This is a genomic window from Duganella sp. BJB476, assembly GCF_003416895.1.
In the GTDB taxonomy this organism is placed as follows: Bacteria; Pseudomonadota; Gammaproteobacteria; order Burkholderiales; family Burkholderiaceae_D; genus Rugamonas.
This window is the reverse complement of sequence record NZ_QVIO01000012.1, coordinates 27,586-50,074: the sequence shown is the minus strand read 5'-3', so window position 1 is coordinate 50,074 and position 22,489 is coordinate 27,586. Positions and strand designations below refer to the sequence as shown.

15 protein-coding genes are annotated in these 22,489 nt (G+C 65.7%); 11 read left to right on the top strand and 4 right to left on the bottom strand.

The window, feature by feature from the left end; all coding sequences use genetic code 11:
- Positions 1–310 precede the first annotated feature (310 nt).
- From D0T21_RS29940 to D0T21_RS29895, 10 genes are read left to right on the top strand one after another with little or no spacing between them, the layout of a single operon-like run.
- Positions 311–1,948, top strand: coding sequence for a TldD/PmbA family protein (locus tag D0T21_RS29940; RefSeq protein WP_116993646.1), 1,638 nt, complete (start codon positions 311–313; stop codon positions 1,946–1,948).
- Between the two features lie 17 nt (positions 1,949–1,965).
- Entirely contained in the window at positions 1,966–3,303 is a 1,338-nt protein-coding gene (locus D0T21_RS29935; RefSeq protein WP_116993645.1) for a TldD/PmbA family protein, read from the top strand.
- Positions 3,304–3,357: 54 nt separating this feature from the next.
- On the top strand, positions 3,358–4,995 hold the full coding sequence (locus D0T21_RS29930; RefSeq protein WP_116993644.1) for a TldD/PmbA family protein: 1,638 nt from the start codon (positions 3,358–3,360) through the stop codon (positions 4,993–4,995).
- A gap of 3 nt (positions 4,996–4,998) precedes the next feature.
- The gene (locus D0T21_RS29925; RefSeq protein ID WP_116993643.1) at positions 4,999–6,336 is read left to right on the top strand and encodes a TldD/PmbA family protein; all 1,338 of its coding nucleotides are present in this window, start codon (positions 4,999–5,001) and stop codon (positions 6,334–6,336) included.
- A gap of 10 nt (positions 6,337–6,346) precedes the next feature.
- Positions 6,347–6,967 (top strand): DUF4159 domain-containing protein, encoded by a 621-nt coding sequence (locus D0T21_RS29920; RefSeq protein WP_008444191.1) that lies wholly within the window; start codon positions 6,347–6,349, stop codon positions 6,965–6,967.
- A 2-nt stretch (positions 6,968–6,969) separates the two neighbouring features.
- A complete protein-coding gene (locus tag D0T21_RS29915) occupies positions 6,970–7,968 on the top strand; it encodes a MoxR family ATPase (RefSeq protein WP_116993642.1) in 999 nt (332 codons plus the stop codon).
- 6 nt (positions 7,969–7,974) lie between these two features.
- The gene (locus tag D0T21_RS29910; protein ID WP_116993641.1) at positions 7,975–8,904 is read left to right on the top strand and encodes a DUF58 domain-containing protein; all 930 of its coding nucleotides are present in this window, start codon (positions 7,975–7,977) and stop codon (positions 8,902–8,904) included.
- Between the two features lie 13 nt (positions 8,905–8,917).
- Complete coding sequence (locus D0T21_RS29905) at positions 8,918–9,967, top strand: BatA domain-containing protein (RefSeq protein WP_116993685.1); 1,050 nt, start codon at positions 8,918–8,920, stop codon at positions 9,965–9,967.
- Complete coding sequence (locus D0T21_RS29900) at positions 9,951–11,987, top strand: DUF4175 family protein (RefSeq protein WP_116993640.1); 2,037 nt, start codon at positions 9,951–9,953, stop codon at positions 11,985–11,987. The genes D0T21_RS29905 and D0T21_RS29900 overlap by 17 nt, the downstream gene beginning before the upstream one ends.
- Before the next feature lie 5 nt (positions 11,988–11,992).
- Entirely contained in the window at positions 11,993–13,642 is a 1,650-nt protein-coding gene (locus D0T21_RS29895; RefSeq protein ID WP_229211697.1) for a hypothetical protein, read from the top strand.
- Between the two features lie 72 nt (positions 13,643–13,714).
- On the opposite strand, the gene D0T21_RS29890 is transcribed toward D0T21_RS29895, so the two are convergent.
- The 3 genes from D0T21_RS29890 to D0T21_RS29880 form a co-directional block, all read right to left on the bottom strand.
- Entirely contained in the window at positions 13,715–16,444 is a 2,730-nt protein-coding gene (locus D0T21_RS29890; RefSeq protein ID WP_116993638.1) for a TonB-dependent receptor, read from the bottom strand.
- A gap of 186 nt (positions 16,445–16,630) precedes the next feature.
- Complete coding sequence (locus D0T21_RS29885) at positions 16,631–17,629, bottom strand: alpha/beta hydrolase (protein ID WP_229211696.1); 999 nt, start codon at positions 17,627–17,629, stop codon at positions 16,631–16,633.
- A gap of 76 nt (positions 17,630–17,705) precedes the next feature.
- Entirely contained in the window at positions 17,706–18,362 is a 657-nt protein-coding gene (locus tag D0T21_RS29880) for a pyridoxamine 5'-phosphate oxidase family protein (RefSeq protein WP_116993684.1), read from the bottom strand.
- A 90-nt stretch (positions 18,363–18,452) separates the two neighbouring features.
- On the opposite strand from D0T21_RS29880, the gene D0T21_RS29875 reads away from it, so the two are divergent.
- A complete protein-coding gene (locus D0T21_RS29875; RefSeq protein ID WP_116993636.1) occupies positions 18,453–19,940 on the top strand; it encodes a PLP-dependent aminotransferase family protein in 1,488 nt (495 codons plus the stop codon).
- Here the strand turns inward: D0T21_RS29875 and D0T21_RS29870 are convergent.
- Positions 19,937–22,369, bottom strand: a complete 2,433-nt coding sequence (locus D0T21_RS29870; protein ID WP_116993635.1) for a TonB-dependent siderophore receptor — start codon at positions 22,367–22,369, stop codon at positions 19,937–19,939. The two genes, D0T21_RS29875 and D0T21_RS29870, sit on opposite strands and share 4 nt — an antisense overlap.
- Positions 22,370–22,489 lie beyond the last annotated feature (120 nt).

Sequence of the window (22,489 nt, the reverse complement as noted above, 5' to 3'; positions counted from 1 at the left end):
GGACACCCGGCGGACACTTTCGGACACTGGCGGACAGTCGAGCGGACAGATAGGCGGACACTTCACCCCTGAAGATCCTGTCCGCCACACCAACTTGCAACATGAATACCCGTGGCACACATTTTGCCTATCTCGTTCCTTAATCCGGCGCTAATATTGCTAAACCGGCGGAAACGGCGGCGGATATTCAGGTGTAGTGCAAAGCAACGAGCGGTAACGAAGTAGTTCCAGCTAGAAAAGCAAATAAAAAGCAGAACCCCGGGCGACCGGCCCGCAATCTAATCCTTGCTGTTACGTTTTTGGAGATACGATGGAACGACGTGCATTCCTCAATGTTAGTAGTCTGGCCCTGGGCACGATGCTGCTGCCCGCCTTCGGTCGCGCAATCGCGGCGGAAGAGCTGCTCAAGCCAGTCGCCCTGCAATTCAAGAAAATGCTGGCCGATACCGCGCTGACCGCGGCGACCCAGGCCGGCGCCTCCTACTGCGACGTGCGCGTAGGCCGCTACCTGAACCAGTTCATCACCACCCGCGACCTGAACGTCGAAAACGTGGTCAACACGGAATCGGCCGGCGTCGGCGTGCGCGTGATCGCCGGCGGCGCCTACGGCTTTGCCGCCACCAACGACATGAGCCCGGATGGCGTCGCCGCCGCCGCGCGCCAGGCGGTCGCCATCGCCAAGGCCAACGCCAAGCTGCAGACCGAGCCGGTCATCCTGGCCCCGGTCAAGGGCGTCGGCGAAGTGTCGTGGGCCACGCCCATCGTCAAGGACTGGCGCACCGTCGCCATCAAGGACAAGGCCGAGCTGCTGATCGCCGCCAACAAGGCCGGCATGGAGGGCGGCGCCAGCTTCATGCAGTCGCTGCTGTTCCAGGTCAACCAGCAGAAGTACTTCGCCTCCACCGACGGCTCCTACATCGACCAGGACGTGCATCGCCTGTGGATGCCGGTGTTCGCCACCGCCGTCGACCAGAAGACCAACAAGTTCCGCTCGCGCCAGGGCCTGTCGTCGCCGGTCGGCATGGGCTACGAATACCTGGACGCCCGTCCCGAGCACAAGATCAAGGCGGCCGGCGGCGTGACCACGCTGTACACCAAGTCCTACGATTTGATCGAAGATGCGCGCGCGGCCGGCAAGCAGGCCAAGCAGAAGCTGACCGCCAAGTCGGTCGAGCCGGGCAAGTACGACCTGGTGCTGTCGCCGGAACACCTGTGGCTGACCATCCACGAATCGGTCGGCCACCCGACCGAGCTCGATCGCGTGCTGGGCTACGAGGCCAACTTCGCCGGCACCAGCTTCGCCACGCTCGATAAATGGCAGTCCAAGAAGTTCAAGTACGGCTCGGACCTGGTCAACATCGTCGCCGACAAGACCACCCCGGGTTCGCTGGCCAACGTCGGCTACGACGACGAAGGCGTCAAGTGCAAGCGCTGGGACATCATCAAGGACGGCATCCTGGTCAACTACCAGGCCACCCGCGACCAGGCCCACATCATCGGCGAGAAGGAATCGCACGGCTGCTCGTATGCGGACAACTGGAGCAGCGTGCAGTTCCAGCGCATGCCCAACGTCTCGCTGCAAGCGGGCAAGAAGAAGATGACCCCGGACGAAATGGTCAAGGACGTCAAGAAGGGTATCTACATCGTCGGCGACGGTTCCTTCTCGATCGACCAGCAGCGCTACAACTTCCAGTTCGGCGGCCAGCTGTTCTACGAAATCAAGAACGGCAAGATCGGCGAGATGCTGGAAGACGTGGCGTATCAATCGAACACCCAGGAGTTCTGGAATGCCTGCGCCGGTCTGTGCGACGAACGCGATTGGCGCATGGGCGGTTCCTTCTTTGACGGTAAAGGCCAGCCTTCGCAGGTGTCGGTGGTGTCGCATGGCGCCAGCACGGCGCGCTTCAACGGCATCAACGTCATCAACACCGCACGCAAAATCGGCTAAGCCCTGGAGACCACGAGATGAAGAATTTGAGTCAAGACGAAGCAAAACGCATCAGCGACAAAGTGCTGTCCTTTTCCAAGGGCGACCAGTGCGAAGTGAACATCACCGGCAGCCGCAAGGGCAACATCCGCTATGCCCGCAACGCCGTATCGACCGCCGGTTTGATCGAGGACACGCAGCTGGTGGTGTCGGTCGCCTTCGGCAAGAAGCAGGGCACGGCCACCATCAACGAGTTTGACGACAAGTCGCTGGAAAAAGTGGTGCGCCGCGCCGAAGACCTGGCCCGCCTGGCGCCGGAAAATCCGGAGTTCATGCCGACGCCGACCAAGCAGCAATACAAGGCCAGCGAGACCTTCTTCCAGAAGACCGCCGACATCGATCCTGAATTCCGCGCGCAGGTGGCGGCCTACAGCATCGAGAACAGCAAGAAGAACAAGCTGGTGGCGGCTGGCTTCTTCAGCGACAGCACCAAGTTCAACACCGTCGCCAACTCGAACGGCGTGTTCGGCTACCAGCAGGACACGGGGCTGGACTTCACCGTGACCGTGCGCACCGAAGACGGCCGCGGTTCGGGCTGGGTCAAGCGCAGCGTGGGCGACGTCAGCAAGTTCGACGCGCGCGAAGCGTCCAACGTGGCGATTGAAAAAGCGCTGCGTTCGGTGGACGCCAAGGCGCTGGAACCGGGCCGCTACACCGTGATCCTGGAACCGGCGGCGACCTCGGACCTGCTGGGCTTCATGTTCAACGGCTTCGACGCGCGCCAGGCCGACGAGGGCCGCAGCTTCCTGTCGAAAAAGGGCGGTGGCAACCGCATGGGCGAGAAGCTGTTCGACGAACAGGTCAACGTCTGGGCCGATCCATGGGACAAGGACGTGGCGGTGCTGCCGTGGGACGGCCAGAACATGCTGGCCCGCGAACGCCAGGACATCATCAAGGGCGGCAAGGTCGCCAACCTCGATTACTCGACCTACTGGGCCAAGAAGCAGGGCATGCGCGCTGTCGGCTCGCCGGGCAACATCATCATGGCCGGCACCAACAAGTCGACCGAGGAGCTGATCGCCAACACCAAGAAGGGCGTGCTGGTCACCCGTACCTGGTACATCCGCATGGTCGATCCGCAGTCGGTGCTGCTGACCGGCCTGACGCGCGACGGCACTTTCTACATCGAGAACGGCAAGATCAAGCATCCGATCAAGAACTTCCGCTTCAACGAAAGCCCGGTGACGATGTTGAACAACATCGAGGAGCTGGGGCGGCCGGAGATCCTGGCGGGTGACGAGTCGCAGTTCCAGCTGCTGATCCCGGCGATGCGGGTGCGGGACTTCAACTTTACCTCGCTGTCGGACGCGGTTTAAAGCATCAGGGGCCGGACTCAGTTCCGGCCCTGTTACATTTTTCAGGGAGTTAATGTGGAACGACGTTCATTTCTAAAAGTTAGTGCGGCCGCCGGTGGCAGCCTGCTGATACCGGTCTTCGGCAACGCCATCGCGGCCGAAGAGCTGCTCAACCCCATGGCCGTGCAGTTCAAGAAATCGCTGGCCGACGCCGCGATGAACGCCGCCACCAAGGCCGGCGCCAGCTACTGCGACGTGCGCATCGGCCGCTACCTGAACCAGTTCCTCACCACGCGCGACCTGAACGTGGAAAACATCGTCAACACCGAATCCTCCGGCGTCGGCGTGCGCGTGATCGCCAACGGCGCCTACGGCTTCTGCTCGACCAACGTCATGACGCTGGACTCGGTGGCCGCCGCCGCGCGCCAGGCGGTCGCCATCGCGCGCGCCAACGCCAAGCTGCAAACCGAGCCTGTGGTGCTGGCCCCCGTCAAAGGCGTCGGCGAAGTGGCATGGGCCACGCCGTTCAAGAAGGACTGGCGCACCGTGGCGATCAAGGAAAAGGCCGAGATGCTGATCGCCGCCAACAAGGCAGGACTGGACGCGGGCGCCAGCTTCATGTCGTCCAACCTGTTCCAGGTGAACCAGCAGAAGTACTTCGCCTCCACCGACGGCTCCTACATCGACCAGGACATTCACCGTCTGTGGTCGCCGCTGACCGCCACCGCCGTCGACAAGGCCACCAACCGCTTCCGCACTCGCGACGGTTTGTCGTCGCCGGCCAGCATGGGTTATGAATTCTTCGATGCGAAGGAAGCCAACAAGGTCAAGGCCGCCGGCAACGTCACCACGCTGTACAAGGGCGCCTACGATTTGATCGAGGACGCGCGCGCCGCCGGCCGCCAGGCCCGCGAAAAGCTGACCGCGAAAACCGTCGAACCGGGCAAGTACGACCTGGTGCTGTCGCCGGAACACCTGTTCCTGACCATCCACGAGTCGGTCGGCCACGCCACCGAACTCGATCGCGTGCTGGGCTACGAGGCCAACTACGCCGGCACCAGCTTCGCCACGCTGGACAAGTGGAAGAGCAAAAACTTCAAATACGGTTCGGACCTGGTCAACATCGTCGCCGACAAGACCACGCCAGGCTCGCTGGGCTGCGTGGGCTACGACGACGAAGGCGTGGCCTCCAAGCGCTGGGACCTGATCCGCAACGGCATCCTGGTCAACTACCAGGCCACGCGCGACCAGGCGGCCATCATCGGCGAGAAGGAATCGCACGGCTGCTCGTACGCGGACAGCTGGAGCAGCGTGCAGTTCCAGCGCATGCCGAACGTGTCGCTGGAAGCGGGCAAGAAGCCGCTGACGCCGGACGACATGGTCAAGGACGTCAAGAAGGGCATCTACATTCTGGGCCGCGGCTCGTACTCGATCGACCAGCAGCGCTACAACTTCCAGTTCGGCGGCCAGCTGTACTTCGAGATCAAGAACGGCAAGATCACCAACCAGCTGGAAGATGTGGCCTACCAGTCCAATACCCAGGAGTTCTGGAACGCCTGCTCGGCGCTGTGCGATGAACGCGACTGGCGCATGGGCGGCTCCTTCTTCGACGGCAAGGGCCAGCCTTCGCAGGTCAGCGCCGTATCGCACGGGTCGCCGACCACGCGCTTCAACGGCATCAACGTCATCAACACCGCTCGCAAGATAGGATAATCAATGAAGATGCTGAACCAGGAAGAAGCAAAACGCATTAGCGACAAGGTGATGTCGCTGTCCAAGGCCGACGAATGCCGCGTGCAGATCAGCGGTAGCCGCAACGGCAATATCCGCTACGCGCGCAACGCCGTGTCGACCGCCGGCCTGACCGAGAATACGCAGCTGACCGTCAGCGTCGCCTTCGGCAAGCGCCAGGGAACGGCCTCGATCAACGAGTTCGACGACAAGGCGCTGGAGCGCGCGGTACGCCGCGCCGAAGACGTGGCCCGACTGGCGCCTGAGAATCCGGAGTTCCAGCCGGCGATCAAGAAGCAGGACTACAAGTCTTCCGCCACCTACAACGAGGCCAACGCCGCCATCGATCCGGAATACCGTGCCGAAGTGGCGGCCGTCAGCATCAACGCCTGCCGCAAGCAGGGCCTGGTCGCGGCGGGCTTCTTCAGCGACACCACCGGCTTTGAAACGGTGGCCAACTCGAACGGCGTGTTCGGCTACCAGACCTTGAGCAATCTGGGCTTCACCATCACCACCCGTACCGAAGACGGGCGCGGTTCCGGCTGGGCCACCCGCTCGGCCACCGATGCCAAGAAGTTCGACGCGCGCGAAGCGTCCGAGATCGCGATCGAGAAAGCGCTTAAATCGGTGGAGGCCAAGGCGCTGGAGCCGGGCCGCTACACGGTGATCCTGGAGCCGGCGGCGACGTCGGAAATCATCGGCCGCATGTTCGGCGCCTTCGATGCGCGCCGCGCCGACGAGGGGCGCAGCTTCCTGTCGAAAAAGGGCGGCGGCAACCGCCTGGGCGAAAAGCTGTTCGACGAGCAGGTCAACGTCTGGGCCGATCCGTGGGACAAGGACGTGCCGGTGCTGGCGTGGGACGACTCGTCGATGCTGGCGCGCGAGCGCACGGACGTCATCAAGGGCGGCAAGGTGGCCTCGCTGGACTACACCCGCTACTGGGCCGAGAAGCAGGGCCAGCGCGCCGCCGGCCGTCACGGCAACATGATCATGGCGGGCGGCGGCAAGTCGACCGAGGAGTTGATCGCGTCGACCAAGAAGGGCGTACTGGTCACCCGCACCTGGTACATCCGCATGGTCGATCCGCAGTCGCTGCTGCTGACCGGCTTGACGCGCGACGGCACCTTCTACATCGAGAACGGCAAGATCAAGCATCCGATCAAGAACTTCCGCTTCAACGAAAGCCCGGTATCGATGCTGAACAATATCGATGAACTGGGCAAGCCGGTGGTGATCGGCGGCGACGAGGTGCGTTACCAGATGCTGATCCCGCCGATGAAGGTACGCGACTTTAACTTCACCTCCTTGTCGGACGCCGTATAAAGGTAGGGTTGTGGCCAACTACGATTTTTACTTCACCCGCCTGACTTACGAGTCGGGCGACTGGGATGTCGATATCCGCATGCCGAGCAACGTACTCAACTCGCTGGTCGAATACACGACCTTGCGGGTTGATCCCGTCGAACGCATCGTCGCGCTGTCAGATCCGAAGATGCTGGAGGCGCCGTTCTGCTATTTCGCCGGCCACAAGCTGGTGCAGTTCACGCCGGCCGAGCGCAAGAACCTGGAGCGCTACATCAAGGGTGGCGGCTTCCTGTTCGTGGACGACTGCAACCACGATATCGACGGCCTGTTCGCCAAATCGTTCGAGGCCGAAATCGCCCGTATCTTCGGGCCGAAGGCGCTGCACAAGATCCCGAATACGCATCCGGTGTATTCGAGCTTCTTCCATTTCGACGGCCCGCCCAACACCAGCGTGGAGCTCAACGGCTGGGGCGACGATCTGGTGCACGACTACCTGAAGGCGGTGGAAGTCGGCGGCCGCGTGCGGCTTTTGTACAGCAACAAGGACTACGGCTGCGAGTGGGACTACGACTTCCGCAACAAGCGCTGGCTGGTGGTCGACAATACCCGCTTTGCGGTCAATATCATTCAATATGCGTTGGGAGCTTGATCTTGGATAGTGCAATCGCCTGGAGCGAAAATGAAATCGGCGCGCTGAGCGCCAAGGTGGCGGCGCTGAAGGCGAGCATGTCCCGTGTGATCATCGGCCAGGAAAACGTGATCGATTCGCTGATCATCTGCCTGCTGGCCGGCGGCCACGCATTGGTGGAAGGCGTGCCGGGACTGGGCAAGACGTTGCTGGTGAAATCGCTGTCGCAGGCGACGGACATGGACTTCCATCGCGTGCAGTTCACGCCGGACCTGATGCCGTCCGATATCGTCGGCACCGAGATCCTGGAAGAAGACCATGCGACGCGCAAGCGCGAGTTCCGCTTCCAGCAAGGGCCGGTGTTCACGCAGGTGCTGCTGGCCGACGAGATCAACCGCGCGCCGCCGAAGACGCAATCGGCGCTACTGGAGGCGATGCAGGAGCGCAGCGTCACCTTCGCCGGCCAGACGCACAAGCTGCCCAAGCCTTTCTTCGTGCTGGCGACGCAGAACCCGATCGAGCAGGCCGGCACCTATCCGCTGCCGGAAGCGCAGCTGGACCGCTTCCTGCTGCGTATTGACGTGGTCTATCCGACCGAGGAAGAGGAGATCGCGATGGTCTCCGCCACCACCCACGCCGGCCTGAAAGACGCAGACCCGGTGATGGACGTGGCGACCTTGCTGCGCTTGCAGCAGCTGGTGCGCGACATCGAAATCGGCGACCACCTGCTGGCGTATGCGACGCGGCTGGTGCGCGCTACCCGTCCGGCGCTGACGACAGTGCCGGCGGTGAAAAAGCATGTGGGCTGGGGCGCGGGTCCGCGCGCGGGGCAGGCGCTGGTGCTGGCCTCCAAGGCGCGCGCGCTGATGCACAACCGCCTGGCTGTCACCCGCGAAGACATCGGCGAGATGCTGCTGCCGGTGCTGGCGCATCGCGTGATCCGCAACTTCGAGGCGGAAGCCGATGGCGTCGCGATCGCCGACATCCTGCTGGCGCTGCGCGAGCATATCCGCCCAGATTAAGCCGCGATGCAATCGACCTTTAAACCGTCCGCGCCGGGGACGTCCGCCACCTCCATGACGGCGATGATGGCGCAGACCAAGGATCTGGAGCTGGTGATACGCCACGTGCTGGCGGGGCTGGGCCACGGCCTGCACGCGGGCCGCGAGCGCGGCGCCGGCGTCGAGTTCTCCGAGTACCGGGCTTACGCGCCGGGCGACGAGTGGCGCCGTGTCGACTGGAAGCTGCTGGCGCGCGCGGACCGCTACTTCGTCCGCGAGGCGGAGCGTGACAGCCACGTCGCCACCTGGTTGTGGCTGGACGCCAGCGCCTCGATGGCGGAGCCCAGCCGCGAGATCAACGGCGTCGACAAGCTGTGGTTCGCGCGCACCGTGCTGGCCTGCGTGGCGGCCATCGCGCAGCGGCAGGGCGACGCGTTTGGGCTGGTGGTGTGCAGCGGCGGCAAAGTCGAATTCACGCAAGCCTCGCGCGGGCCACGCCAGCTGCAGCGCGTGCTGGCGCAGCTGGCCAAGGCCAAGCCGGAAGGCAGCCTGCCCAGCGCCGAGGTACTGAAGGCCAACCTGCACTTCGCCCGTTCGCCGAGTTTGATTTTCGCCGCCAGTGATTTCCTCGACTGGCCGTCGCCGTTGAGCGAAGCGCTGCTGCGCCTGCGCAGCCTGCGGCACGACGTGCGCCTGCTGACCTTGCGCACGCAGGCGGAGGTGGACGCCAGCTTCAAGGCCGGCGCGGCCTACCGCGATCCCGAACAGAGCGACGGCTTGCACCGCATGAGCAATGCCGACCGCGAAAGCTACAGGCAGCAGAGCCGCGCGCACTTCGATGCGGTGGCGACCAGCTGCCGTCAAAACAATATCGTCCACTACGAGGCGCGTATCGAGCAGCCTCTGGGCGGCGTGCTGCGCAGCTGGTTGCAGCTGGCCGGAGCGCGCGCAAAATGAAGATGGGTTGTCGATGCTGAGTTCTTATCCCTTGTGGTGGCTTGCGCTGCCGGTGCTGTTGCTGCCGGTGTGGTGGCATCGCCAGAAACGCCAGCGCCTGAAGGCCGAACCGCTGGCGACGGCGCGCTTCCTGCCGTCGGCCGCGCCGGAGCAGCTGCGCGTCTGGCAGTGGCGCGACCGCCTGCTGTTGCTGGTGCGTTGCCTGATGTTGGTGGCGCTGATCGCCTGGCTGGCCGCGACCATTTTCCCGTGGCGCGGCGATACCGTGCTGCTGGACGCCGGCGCCGACAAGGCTTGGGCGGAGCAGCAGATCGCCGCCGCCGGCATGGGGCCAGCGCAGCGCATCGAGCTGCCGTCGAACGGCTTGCAATGGCTGCGCCAACACGAACGCGACTGGCGTCCCAGCGCGCGCCTGCTGATCGTCGCCCGCGCCGACCAGGTGGCGATGCCGGCCCGCGTGCCGCAATTCAGCCATCAGGTGGAACTGCGCACCAAGCCGCCGTCCGCCCCTGCTGCTGCCACCGCGTCACCGACCGAACATCACATCGTGCTGGCGGGCGCGCAGGAGCAGGGCGCCGCCTGGCGTTCGCTGTTCGCCGCCTTCAGCCGCGCCGGCGATGGCGCCAACCGCTACACGCCCGCTGCCGAACCAGACGCAAAAACCGAGTTGATCGTCTGGGAGTCCGCCGCCGCGCCGCCTGCCAACTGGCGCGCCCCGCACTGGTGGATCGCCGCGCCAACCGGCTTCCCCGAACTGGCAAACGCCTCTACGCTGAACATCAACGGCGTCACGCTGAAATACGCCGACTCGCCGCGCGGCCGTCTCTGGACCTCCGACGCCATGCCGCCACGCGACGCCGACACCGCGCGCGCCCTCTACGAAGCCTGGCAGCAGCTTGGCCCGGCCCCCGCACCTGCCTACCCGATGCCATCGCAAGCGCTGTCCGCCGCGCGCAGCGCGCTGCCCGCCATCACCGACGCCAAGCCGGCCGCCTGGCTCGCCCTTGCCCTGCTGGCGCTGTTTTTACTCGAACGGATACTGACCCATGCACGGCGAAACTGACATCCTACGCCGCCACCTGTGGGCCGCCGTCCTGCGCCGCCGCGTGCCGCAATGGCTGGCCGCGCTGGCGCCGTTGGCGATCGCACTGGTTCTGCTGCACGCAGCCCGTCCACTGGTGATCGCGGCCATACTGCCGTGGGCCATCTGGCTGGCGATCGACATCTACCGCTGGCGCCTGCGCATCAAGCGGGAATGGACCTCGTGGCTGAACGCCGCCATCCCCGCGCTGGAAGACAGCAGCACGCTGCTGGCCGCCGACGCCATTACGCCCATCGCCAAGCTCCAGCAGCAACGCCTGCAAGCCCGACTGGCCTCCGTACTGGGCGAGAATGACTACCGCAGCATCGCCCGCAGCCGGGTGCGCATCAGCATCCTGCCCATCCTGCTCAGCCTTGCCGCCGCAGGCGCCGCATGGGGCTACCATGGCAAGCAGACCGCCATCGTCGCAACCACCGCCGCCAGCCAGGCGGCCAAGCCCATCGTCGACGGCGAGATCTACCTGCGCGTCACGCCGCCGGCCTACACCGGCGTTCAGTCATTCGAGACCGCCGCCCGCGACATCCAGGTACCGCAATTCTCCGAAGTGCGCTGGTGCGTGCGCAATCCGAGCGGCCCGCAGCCGGCGGTGGAACTGGGCGATGGACTCAGCCTGCCCGTCACAGAAGCCTGCGCGATGAAGCGCGTCGAAGAATCGCTGTTCTGGCGCGCGCGCGGCAAGAACGGCACGCGCTACAACATCCGCGTCACGCCGGACCAGGCGCCGCAAGTGACCATCGTCGAGCCGAGCGAATTGATACACATCCTCGTCAAAGACGCGAAGACCGTGCAGATCTCCGTCACCGCCCGCGACGACTACGCCATCGTCCGCGCCAGTTTGCACATGACGCTGGCGCGCGGCAGCGGCGAGAACATCCGCTTCAGCGACCGCGAAGTGCCGCTGCCGCAATCGTCCGATCCCAAAGTCCGCAACTGGAAAAAGCAGTGGACGCTGGCGGAGCTGGGCATGGAGCCCGGTGACGAGTTGTACTTCTTCGTACGCGCCACCGACAACTCGCCGGACAATCCGCACACCACCCAGTCGCCGACCTACACGCTGCGCCTGCCCGCGCCGGAAGCGGAGAGCCTGGACTCGACCGCGCTGCCGTCGATCGCCAAGCCTGAAAACCTGCGCAGCCAGCGCCAGATCATCATCGACACCGAGCAACTGGTGGCCGACATGCAGGCCCACCCCAGCATGCCGGCGGCCACGCTGCGCGAGCGCAGCGAAACCATCGCCTCCGACCAGGCCAAGCTGCGGCTGCGCTACGGCCAGTTCCTCGGCGAGGAATCCAGCCTGTTCGGCGACGAGCACGAACACGAAGGCGAGGAACACCACGGCGGCAAGCCGGGCTTCGGCAGCGAGATGTCGGTGCTGAAGGAGTTCGGCCACGCGCACGACCAGGAAGACAACGCCACCATCTTCGATCCCAAGACCAAGGCGGTATTGAAGCGCGCGCTGTCGGCCATGTGGGATGCGGAAAAATCGCTGCGCGCCATCTCGCCCAAACCCGCGCTGCCGCCCGAGTACAAGGCGCTGGACGCGATCAAGGAATTGCAGGCGGCGGAGCGCATCTACCTGCACCGCACCGCCTTCGTGCCGCCCGCGCTGAAGGAAGAAAAACGCATGAGCGGCGACATCGTCGGCGTGTTGAGCTACAAGCGCGCGCAGGGCTCCGCCGGCGACACCGTGCCGGCCGAAGTGCGCGAACTGGTGCAAGCCCTGTCGCAGGACGGCGCGCTGCCGGCCCTGTGGAGCAAGGCCGCGCGCGACACCATCGCCGCCCGCATCACCGACCAGGAACAGAAACTGAGCGCCCAGCGCGCGGTGCAGGATGTGCAGGATGGCTGCGTCGCCTGTCGCGGCGAGCTGCGCGCTTGGCTGCGCGGCACGCTGGCGGATGCGCCGGTGCTGCTGCAAGCGCGGCCTTCGACGGATACGCCGTTCCGCCAGGCGTGGAACGGCAAGGAGCAGCCGAAATGATCAACATGGATCTCACCGCAATCGCCGCGCCTGCGACAGTGCTGGCCGTCGGCGCAGTCAGCGCCGTGCTGTATGGCCGCAAGCGCAATTGGATCAACGCGTCGCTGATCGCTGTGGCATCGGCATCGCTGGCGGTTTCGCTGGCCGACATACGTTTGCCGCAGGCTGGCGAGAACATCGTGGCGGTAGCGACCGGCGCTGACGGCGGCATCAGCGAGACGTCATTGATGGCGATACCGCGCGCGCAGGCTATCAGCTTGAGCGGCGACGGCCTGCGTGCAGCGGAGTGGGGCGACCTGCCTGCACGCCGCGTGCAGTGGCAGCCAGCCGCCGCCGACATGCTGTGGCTGGACTTCCCCCGTTCGATGTCGCTGGGCCGGATCTTCACCTTGACGGTGCGGCGCGCGCAGGCGCAGGCGGGCTGGCGCCTACAGCTGCTGGCCGAGAACAAGCAGGTGCTGGCGGATTCGAATCTCGCCGGCGCCGCCACGTCGCAGCTGAGCGTGCAATGGCTGCCGCCGGTGGCGGAGGCGATGGTGTTGCAGGCGCGCTTGCTGGACGCCGCAGGAAAAACGATCGCGCAAGGTCCGGTGCCGTTGCACGTCAAGGACGCCTTGCCCTTGCAGATACAGGGCCGCTTCGACGCGCCGTCGTTCGATGCCCGCGCGCTGAATCAGCTGCTGGCCGACGGCAACGCGATACTCGACTGGAACGTCGCGCTGGGCAAGGCGGTGGCGCGCAGCGAAACCGCCCGCGCTCCGTTGACGGCCCCGAACGCGGTGTTTGTCGATGCCGCCTACGTGGAGCATATGAATCCGTCGGCGCGCAGCGCGCTGCTGGCACAGACGCGGCAAGGCGTGCCGCTGGTGGTATTGGGCGCGAACGCCGCCGACGCCGCCATGTGGCAGCGTGAGTTCGGCCTGCGCCTGCATCCGCAATCGCCGACCACGGAGAAGGAGGACACGCGCCAGTTCACCGTCGCCGGCGCCGCGTTGGCGATGCCGCCGGCCGGCTTGAACCCCGACGACAACGCGGCCGCGCCGTGGTCCGTCGTGGCGCGCGACGGCAAGAAGCTGCCGTGGTTGTGGCAGCGCGATGTGCAGCATGGGCGCGTGGTGTGGATAGGCGTCTCGGACTGGCACCGCTATGCGATCAGCGCGCCGCAAGCCCTGGCCTTGTGGTGGCAGGGCGCAATGGACAAGATCGCATTGACCAGCGCGCAGAAAACCAGCTGGCGGCTGCCGGACCCGATGCCGATTCCCGGCCTGCGCAGCGAGGTGTGCGTGGAAGGCGGCGCCGTGGCGAGCGTGCAGCCGGCCGACGGCGGCCCCGCGCTGCCGTTGCAGGCGCGCGCCGACAAGGCCGATGCGCGATGCGGCGCCTGGTGGCCGCAGCGTGCCGGCTGGGCGAAGTTCAACGCGGCGGGCATGGAAGCGCCGGCGTTCGAGTATGTGTATGACGTGAAGGATTGGCCGGCCTGGCAGCGGGCCTTGCGGCGCGATGCGACGGCGGTGTATGCGGCGCGGGCCGCTGGTGCTGACGGCAAGGGCAGCGGCGCGGCAGTGGAACGTCCACTGCCGGCTGTGCCTTTTGCGCTGGTGTTCGCCCTGTGCATGCTGGGCTTGTGGTATCGCGAGTCGGCGCAACGCCGGTAAAAAAGATCCTGCAACCGCGATTGCAGGATCAAAACCGGCCTGGTACTTTGGCCGGCATCCTTGGAACTGACATCAGAACTTGTAGTTCAGTCCAAACAGAACCGTGCGGCCATACTTCGCATACTCCAGCTGGCGGTCCTTGCTGTTGGCGTAGGTTTCATACGCCTCGTTGGTCAGGTTGTTCACCTGCAGCAGCACGCCCAGGCCCTTGTAGGCGCCGTCGTTGAAGGTGTAGCCGATCTGGAAATCGACCGGGCTGTCGCCCACCACGTAACGCAGCTGGCGATCGCCGGCGAAGTTGCCGATCTCACCCACGTAGTCCGAACGGCGGCGCGTGCTCACGCGCGTCGAGAAGCCGTTCTTTTCGTAGTACATCGTCAGGTTGGTGACGTTGCGCGACAGGCCAGGCAGCTGGATCTTGCCGATGGTCGCGTTGATCTGCTTGATGTCGATGCCGCTCTCGGTGTACGAGCTGCTGGCCAGCACGCCGAAGCCGTCCAGCGCAGGCGTGAGCAATTCCAGCGGTACCGACACGGACACTTCGGCGCCTTTCAGCATGCCGCCGCCGCCGTTGTAGGACGTGGTGTACTGGCCCATGTTGCTGATGGCATTGGTGCCCGGCGTGTACTGCGAGAAGTCGCGGGTTTCCGAGAAGGTGTAGATGTAGGTGTCGAGCTTTTTGTAGAAGCCCGCCAGCGCCACATAGCCCTTCTTGGCGAAGTACTTTTCCCACGAAATGTCGAAGGCCTTGGCGCGCCATGGATCGAGGCGCGCGTTGCCGCCGCTGCCGCTCGGCAGGCGGGTGCCGGCGTCGACGGTGAAGTTAAAGCCGGCGTTGAGCTGGTCGACGCGGGCGCGGGCGATCTGCTTGGCCACCGACAGGCGCAACGTCTGCTCGTTCGGCAGGCCGAAGGCCAGGTTCATGCTCGGCAGGATGTCGTTGTAGGCCTTGCCGTCCTCGATAGGATGGGCCGCGCCGCCGTTGTCGGCGTACAGCGACTGCGAGGACTGGTCGGTGTGCACCAGTTGCGCGCCGAAGTTGCCGCGCACGGTCACGCCGCCCCAATCGCTGTCGATGTTGGCGCGGGCGTAGCCGGTGCTGATTTTTTCGGTCACGTCCCAGGCGCGGCTGATGGTGCCGGCGTTGTTGGCCAGGCTGTAGTCGATCGGGTTGAAGTACTTGGCGATCACGCCCGGCACGTTCCACGACGGGACGATGCCGGAGCCGGCGAAGCCCAGGTCGACCGGCGCGTACAGCAGGTCGCTGGAGATGGTCGGATTGCCCTTGGCGAACAGCTGGCCGGACGGCTGGCGCTTGGTCTTGGTACGGTCGCTGTAGTTCATGCCGATGTCGAAGCCGGACAGATATTTGTCCAGCATTTCCGGCGCCGGCAGCGTGGCGGCCAGCTTGAAGCTCTTCAGCGTGTCCTTCAGGTGCGGCGAGTAGGTGCTGCCGTAGCCGTAGATCGAGTTGCCGGTATAGAGCTTGGTCGGATCGCTGTAATCGAGCTTGCCGGCGATGGTGGCGAAGTGGCCGGGCGTCCAGCCCACCGTCATCAGCGGGTCGTTGAAGGCGCCGCCGCCGGCGCTTTGCAGCTGCAGGTTGTTTTCGAGGTAGGTCTCGTCGCGCTTGGCTTCCGAGTAGTTGGCGTCGGCCAGCAGCGACCAGCCGCCGAAGTTGAATTTGTTGGCCCAGCCGGCGGTGCGGATCTCATCCTTGCGGTTGTTGTACTGGCCGCGCACCAGCGGGTAGGCGCCGGTGGCGGTGCCGCCCAGCAGCGTGCCGTTGACGATGTTGGTGCTGTTGTAGTTGAAGCCGACCGGGTTGTTGCTGCCGTTGTAGCCGCCCAGGTTGACCTCGAACTGGTTGTTGGTGTCGACCTGCTTGAACTCGGAGGCGAAGATGTCCAGGGTGCTGGTCCACATCTTGTTCGGACGGTATTCCAGCACGCCGATCAGGCCGGTGCGCTTGAGGGTGCCGCTCTTGGCCAGCGACTTGACGCCGGCGGTGACGTAGGTGCCGGCCGGTACGCCGGAGACCTTGCTCTGGTCGAAAGGCTCGTAGGTGCCGGTCTCGTTGTCGAGGATCGGCGATTCCATGTTGGCGATGCCGAGCGCGACGCCGACCGTGCGGTTGGCGAACTGGTCGATGTAGCTGGCGCTGAAGCGGTGGCCGGTGTCCTTGGTGTTGGCGATCTTGCCCATCGAGTTTTGTTCGCCGCGCACGTTGACCGACAGCGTGCGGCCGGGGAAGGCCAGCGGACGCACGGTCTGCATGTCGATGGTGCCCGACAGGCCCTGGCCGACCAGGCCGGCGTCCGGGGTTTTGTAGACGGTCACGCCGCTCAGCAATTCGGACGGGTACTGGTCGAATTCCACGCTGCGGTTGTCGCCGGTGCTGACCTGTTCGCGGCCGTTGAGCAGGGTGGTGGCGAAGTCCGGCGACAGGCCGCGGATGCTGATCACCTGCGCGCGGCCGGCCACGCGCTGCGCCGCCAGGCCCGGCAGGCGGGCGATCGATTCGGCGATGCTGACGTCGGGCAGTTTGCCGATGTCTTCGGCGGAGATGGATTCGACGATGGAGGTCGCATCCCGTTTGACCGAAATCGCGTCCTCGATGCCGCGGCGGATGCCCGACACCACCACGGTCGACATCGGCGCGTCGGCCGCTTGCGGCGCGGCGCTGGCTTCCGCCGCGTGCAGCGGCGCGGCCAGCGCCGAGATCAGGACCGCGCAGGCGGCGGCCACCGGGGTCAGAGGAAGGGCGGCACGGACGCCGGACGGGTGCGTATTCAACTTCATTTGGAGGTCTCCTGGTGTTGTAAAAGGTCGTTTCTGAACGGCGTTCTGAGGCCGCTTGGAAACGATCTTGTATTAAAACTAGAAACCAAGTCAAACGAATATTGGTGCATTGATATCAATAATGAGTATGTTTAGCCATAAATCCCCTGAGGAAGCGCTTCCATGTTGTATTTTTGTGTAGGTAAACTACATCGATAGTCGCGACGCCCACAACACGATGCGCTCCGCGACCGCCGCATCGCTGACGGTGTCGAGCGCCATCGATTGCATCGGCGTGATGCCGGGCGGGGCGACCTTGTAGAAATGGGTCAGGGCGGGGAAGCGGGCCAGTTCCGTCGGCAAATTGATCCGCCCCTCGGCGAGACGGTCCGCATGCGCCGGCGGCACCGAGGCATCCTGTCCGCCCTGGACGATCAGCACCGGCTGGCGCACGCGCGCCAGCTCGGCCACGGGATCGACGCGGTCCGTGCTGCGCAGATAGTCGAGGCTGAAGGCCGGCATATTCGCCAGCATCGCCGTCTGCGGATCGGCCTGGGCGCCGGCCGGCAGCGGCTCGCCGGCGCGCAGGGCGGCGATGGTCCGGTCGTACATCGCCAGATTGGCGCCCGGCGGCATCATCGCCGCCAGCTGCTCGCGCATCAGGGTGAGCAGCGGCGTGGCCGGACCGGACAGCTCGACCACGCCGTCTACGGCCGGCGCATCGGGGCCGCTGGCCAGCAACGACGCCACCAGCGCGCCTTCGCTGTGCCCGGCCACGATGAGGGGATGCGCCGGCGCGGCCTTGCGCAGCAACGCCAGGCCGGCCGAGGCGACCTCGGCCCGGGTGGCGAAGGCCGCGTGGCGGGCCGCCGCCTGCGGGTCCAGCGTGCGGGAGCCGGTGCCCGGACCGATCTTCGCCATCCGCAGCACGGCGTAGCCACGCTCGCCCAGCTGCGCGGCCAGGTCCGCATACAGATGCGGCTTGAGGTTCATGGAGGGATAGTTGCCGTCGACATCGCTGAAGAGCGAGCCGGGCAGCAGCAACACCGCGCCCTGCGGCTTCCCGGCAGGGAGGGTGAGGCGGCAGGCGATTTCCACGCCGGCGACGGTGACAGTGTCGTCCTGCTCGCGCAGTTGGGCGGCGCTGGCGATGGACAGGGTGAGCGCGCCGACGGCGACCATGGCAATCTGTTGGAGCGTACGCATGATCTTCCTTTCCTGGTAAAGCACCAAGACTGAAGTATCACGCTACGTGAATGTCAAACAGATCTTGCCGGCGGCGCTACCACTTCTGCCAGCCGACCACGTAGGCCGGCGCGGCATGGTTGCACACCGGATCGACGATGGGCTTCATCTGCATGCGCGCGAACGGCAGCACACCCGCCCACACCGGCCAGCTCATGTCGTCCTCGTCGTCCTCCGGGCCGCCGGCGCGCACCTTGCAGGCCGCCTCGGCTAGCGTGATGCGCATGATGGTGGTGGCCGCGAACTCCTTGTCCGAGCCGGGACGGATATCGGCCTGGCGGCCCGGCACCAGCTTCTCCATGAACGCCTCCATCGTGCGGCGCCGCTCGCCCTCGTCCGCCACCACTTCGAAGCGGCCGTAGATCATCGCCGAACGGTAGTTCATCGAATGATTGAACGCCGAACGCGCCATCACCAGGCCGTCGAGGTGCGTGATGGTCACGCAGATCTCGCTCTCCGTCAAACGCTTGAGCATGCGGCTGCCGTTGGAGCCGTGGATGTACAGGTGATCCCCCTCGCGCCAGCAGGCGGTGGGAATGCAGTGCGATCCCTTGTCGTCGGCGAAGGCGATGTGGCACAGGTAGGCGTCGTCGATGATGGCATGCAGCGTGGCGGTATCGTAATGCGCGTTGGTCGGAATGCGGCGGACGCGGGTGCGTTCGCTCGGTGCGGCGTGGTTTGCTGGTTCGGTCATGATCTCCATCCAAAAAGGTTGAAGCCGCAATATAATGGCTGGCTGGCTCCTGTAACAGGTCCAGAAATATTCATTTTCATGGAGCCACGAATGGACTTTGCCTTGCTGATCGACGGCTATGCCGCGCAGAACCGCCATCGCGGCTGGCCGCGCCAGCGTTTGCTGCACGAATGCCTGCGCGCCGCCATCCGCAACGGCACGCTGGCGGCGGGCACGCGGCTGGCCGCTTCGCGCGCGCTGGCCGAGGAATTGGGCCTGGCCCGCAACACCGTGTTGTACGCCTACGAGCAGTTGGCCAGCGAAGGCTTCGTCACCACCGACCGGCGCGGCACCGTGGTGGCCGCCGTGGCGCCGGACCGCAAGCCGGCCGCGCTGCAGGCGGCGGCGCAGCCGCAGGCCGGCCTGTCGCAGCGTGCGCGCGCCTTGCGCCCGCAGCAGGGACCGGCCGAGATGATGGGCGCCTTCGTGCCCGGCGTGCCGGCGCTCGACCATTTTCCGCTCACCTTGTGGCGCCGCATGCTGGAACGGGCCTGGCGCGCGCTGACGGTGGAGCAGCTCAACTACGGCGACCCGGCCGGCGAGCCGCAGCTGCGCGAAGCCATCGCCGACCACCTGCGCGCCGCGCGCGGCGTGGTGTGCGAGGCGGCGCAGGTGTTCATCACCGACGGTACGCAAAGCAGCCTGGATCTGTGCGTGCGCGCGCTGGCCGACGTCGGCGACACCATCTGGATCGAGAACCCCGGCTACGGCGGCGCGCTGGCGGCGGCGCGCGCGGCCAGCCTGAATGTGGCCGGCATCGATATCGACGACGACGGCATCGCGCCCACCGGCGACGACTGGCTGCTGCGGCCGCCGCGCCTGGTCTACACCACGCCCTCGCACCAGTACCCGGTGGGCAGCGTGCTCAGTCTGCGCCGCCGGCTGGCGCTGATCGCCGCCGCGCGCGAGGCCGGCGCGCTGATCATCGAGGACGACTACGACAGCGAATTCCGCCACGACGGCGCGCCGCTGTCGGCCATGCAGGGCCTGGCGCCGGACGCGCCGGTGGTCTACCTGGGCACCTTCAGCAAGACCATGTTCCCGTCGCTGCGGATCGGCTTCGTGGTGGTGCCGCCGTGGCTGGCCGAGTCCTTCGCGCAGATGCGCGCGCAGTCGTCCGCGCGCGGGCGCGTGGCCGAGCAGCTGGCGCTGGCGGAGTTCCTGCGCAGCGGCCAGTTCGCGCTGCACCTGCGGCGCATGCGGCGGCTGTACCGGCAGCGGCGCGACGCGCTGGTGGCGGCGCTGGAAAAACATCTGGGATCGGTGGCGACGGTGTATGGCGGTTCGGCCGGCATGCACCTGGCGCTGCGCTTCACGCATGCCGACATGGACGACCACGCGATCAGCGCGCAGGCGCTGGAGCACGGCATCGTGGCCGAGGCGCTGAGCGGCAAGGACACGCAGGGGACGTCGGGCTGGAGGGGATTGATGCTCGGCTACGCACAAGTGCCGGCCGAGCAGATGGAAGGACTGGTCAAACAGTTGGCGGCGATATTGCACCTGGCGGCGTTCGCCGCCAACCGTTCAAGACGACATTAAAACGCGGTGTCGGCGCGGATGTACATCGAGCGGCCGTTGACGCCGATCGGGCAGGTTTCCCAGCAGCGGGTGAAGCCCAGTTTCGGGAACGCGCCGCCGTTGGTCCACTCCGACGGCAGCTGGTTGAACATATTGTTCACGCCGACGCTGAAGAAGGTGCGCTTGGTGTAGGCATAACGCACCGAGGCGTCGACCAGCCACTTGGCATCCCACTTTTGCAGCGGGCTGAAGTTTTCCGCTTCCACTTCGCCGTAGTAGTTGGCGCGGGTGTTCAGGTTCCACTGGCCGGCGCTGTAGTCGGCCGCCACCACGTGGTGCTTGCGCGGCTGGCCGTGTTCGATCAGGGTCACTTGCGACTTGTCGAACAGCTGCTCGCCGGTCAGCACCGACGACGTCGAATGACGCTTGGTGACTTCGGTCTTGTTGAAGCCCAGCTGGCCGGACAGCACCAAGGTCGACGCCGCGAACTTCGAGGTGTGCTCGGCCACGATGTCCAGGCCGCGGGTGCGGGTGTCGACCGCGTTGGTGAAGAACTGCGCCTGGCCCACGCCCAGCGGCTTGAGGATGTTGGCGATCGGGCCGCCGCCGGCTTCCGGTGCGATCTCGCTCGAGAACACGATGCGGTCCTTGATCTTGATCTCATACAGGTCGGCGGTCAGCGACATATTCTTCGCCGGACGCAGCACCATGCCGACGCTGCCGCTGGTCGAGGTTTCCTCTTTCAGCGGCGCGATGCCGAAGGCCTGGGTGACGGCGCTGCCCTGGCGCGCGGTCAGGGTTTCGGTCAGCACGCCGTTGTTCAGGTTGGTCGACACGGAGCTGTAGAACTCCTGCTGCACGCTCGGCGCGCGGAAGCCGGTGGACAGGCTGCCACGGAAGCCGATTTCCTTGGTCGGGTCGAAACGGGCGCTCAGCTTGCCGGTGACGGTGCTGCCGAAGTCCGAGTATTTTTCGTAGCGCACGGCGCCGGCCAGGGTCAGGTTGTCGAGCGGCTTGTGCTCGGCGTCGAGGAACAGGGCGATGTTGTGGCGGCCCGAATCGACGGCGGTGGCCGGCGTGTAGCCAGGGAAGCCCTGGATGCCGGAGGCGGCGGTGGCGCCGCTCGGCGTGGTGATGGCGATGGCCGGGTTGTTGGTGCGGCCGTACTGGTAGGAGACCGGGTCGCCGGCGACGATCTGGTAATTGTCGGCGCGGTATTCGAAGCCGGTGGCTAGGAAGATGCTGCTGTCGCCAAACTTGACCGGGCCCTTGACGTCGGCGTTGAAGGTCAGCTGGTTGAACTTCAGCGTGCCGGTGTTGGCGTCGCGCGGCGATTCGCCGTAGATGCTGCCGTCGGCTTTTTTCTCGTACCAGTAGCTGACGTTGACGCTGTCCGATTCATGGAAGCCCAGCTCGCTGGCGCCGTAGTTGATGCTGACGTCGGCCTTCCAGTCGTTGGCCAGGTCGCGGCGGTAGCCGAAGGCGAACGAGGCGTCCTTGATGTCGGTGCGGATCGCCGGCAGGTAGCCGTTCGGCGCGATCGCCGGGATGGTGCGGTCGTCGCCGGCCGAGCGGAAGAAGCCGAAGGAATCGCTCTTGCGCTTGGAGATGCCGCCGAAGGCGTAGAACTCGCTGGCCTTGTCGATCGGCAGCGCGGCGTTCCACCACAGGTAGCCGTCCTTGGTGTTGCTGTCGCCGATGTGCTGGGTCACGCGCGGCGGGTTGACGCGCAGCGAATCGGGGCCGGCGCGGTTGGTCTCGCCGCGCTTGCGCGCTTCGGCGGTCAGGTTGATGAAGCCGCCGTCCTGGCCCAGCGCGAAGCCGGTGTTGGCGGTGCCCGAGTAGAGGTCGCCGTCGCCTTCGGAGGTGGTGCCGTAGCTGCCGCTGACCTGGGTCTCGTTGACCTGCGACTTCAGCACGATGTTGATCACGCCGGCGATCGCGTCGGAGCCGTATTGGGCGGCGGCGCCGTCGCGCAGCACTTCGATGTGGTGGATGGCGCCCAGCGGAATGGCGTTGATGTCGGTGCCGGCCGAGCCGCGACCGATGGTCTGCTGCACGTTCACCAGCGCCTGCTGGTGGCGGCGCTTGCCGTTGACCAGTACCAGCACCTGGTCAGGTCCCAGCGAGCGCAGCGTGGCCGGGCGGATCGAGTCGGTGCCGTCGCTGATGAAGGTGCTGGAGAAGTTGAACGATGGGTCCAGCGTCTGCAGCAGCTTGCCCAGTTCCAGCGGGCCGGCGGTCTGCATGTCTTTCAGGCTGATCAGTCCGACCGGGGCCGAGGTGTCCAGCGCGGTCTTGGCGACCGAGCGCGAGCCCAGCACGACCACGGTTTGTTCCTGGGCCGGTGCGGCGTCGGCGGCGGCGGTTTGGGCGCTGCCCTGGCCGGCGGCCAGCAGCAGGATCGCGCTGGCGACCAGCGTGCGTTTGAAGTGCGGTGCTCTTGTCATGTATCTCTCTCGTTGTTGTGGACACGCGCGGATAGCACGGTCGAGAAAAATACTATCGTGGCCGCTAACTGTGCGGCAACGCGGCTTGCACCATATTGTTGCGAAATATGCACATTTGAT